2 protein-coding genes are annotated in these 1119 nt (G+C 47.5%); both read right to left on the bottom strand.

Annotated elements, in window-relative coordinates; translation table 11 throughout:
• Positions 1–910: reverse transcriptase domain-containing protein (locus Xentx_RS18075; RefSeq protein WP_074021865.1), on the bottom strand; the 910-nt coding region annotated here is incomplete at its 3' end.
• A 10-nt stretch (positions 911–920) separates the two neighbouring features.
• A partial coding sequence (locus Xentx_RS19285; RefSeq protein WP_167366788.1) for a hypothetical protein occupies positions 921–1119 on the bottom strand: 199 nt, incomplete at its 5' end.

The raw sequence follows: 1119 nt of genomic DNA, 5'->3' as shown, positions 1-1119 counted from the left end.
CAACGTGACCCGCCGGAATTAATTGCGATTTGTCACTGTGCAACGCCAGACCGTATTTACTCAGTCGTTTCGGTAATATCTTATAAAAGCGTTTTGCCTCACTCAGGGACTCAAAGGTAAACACCCTATCATCAGCGTACCTTACCATTTCTGCCCGACCATGAATGTGTGAACGGCTGATTTCATCAAACCATTCATCTATCACATAGTGCAGGTAGATATTGGCAAGTATTGACGATACGATTGACCCTTGGGGACATCCGCACACATTGTCGGATATCTGTTTACCCTCGATAACGGGTGCCGTTATTAAGACCTTGATGAGTCTGAGGAAACGGCGATCTGATATCTTCTTCCGCAGTAAATTCATCAACTCAATATGAGGTATCGTGTTAAAGTACTGTCGGATGTCAATTTCCACAACCGCCCCATTCCCGTTACGGTATGTTTGCTGTTGTAGTGCCTTCAATGCCACATGACAATTTAATCCCGGCCGAAACCCGTATGAACACGGCAGAAACAGCGGCTCATAAATTTGGCTGAGAATATCACTGACCGCAAGTTGCACCCGTTTGTCCTCTATGCACGAAATTGCCAGTGGCCGTTGACTACCCTCCTCTTTCGGGATCTGCGTGATTCTGGCGGCTTTCGGGCGATACGTCCCTCTGCGTATTCGCAGGATGAGATTGTGAATATTCCCATCAAGATGTTCACCGTAAGCGGATTTTGTCATGCGATCAATACCTACCGCTTTATTCCCGTCAAGCCGTAGGAATTGTCCTTTCAGCATGTCACTGTTCAGCAGATGCCCTAAATTATTGAACACTTGCTGTTTGTTACAGGCTGATTTCTTGCCTATACGCTCAAGTTTTGTTAACCATGGTTGTCCGTCGTTGCTGTGTACGGTCATTGTTTCCCTCTCACGTTCGATCTGTCTGCCAGCCCTTCGCTCCGCGATCATTACTCGTTTCATTACTACTATGGCTGACTCCGACTTCCTGATACCCCTCTCTCAGGCCTTGTGTTTTGGCACTTGTGCCCGATATACTCATTCCCTTGAGAGGTGTCAGGATCTCCTGGGTTCCGCACTGTTCTCTACAGACTCGCCGACGCCTGAGA

This window comes from Xenorhabdus thuongxuanensis (genome assembly GCF_001908095.1).
Lineage (GTDB): Bacteria > Pseudomonadota > Gammaproteobacteria > Enterobacterales > Enterobacteriaceae > Xenorhabdus > Xenorhabdus thuongxuanensis.
This window is presented reverse-complemented; position numbering and strand designations above follow the sequence as displayed.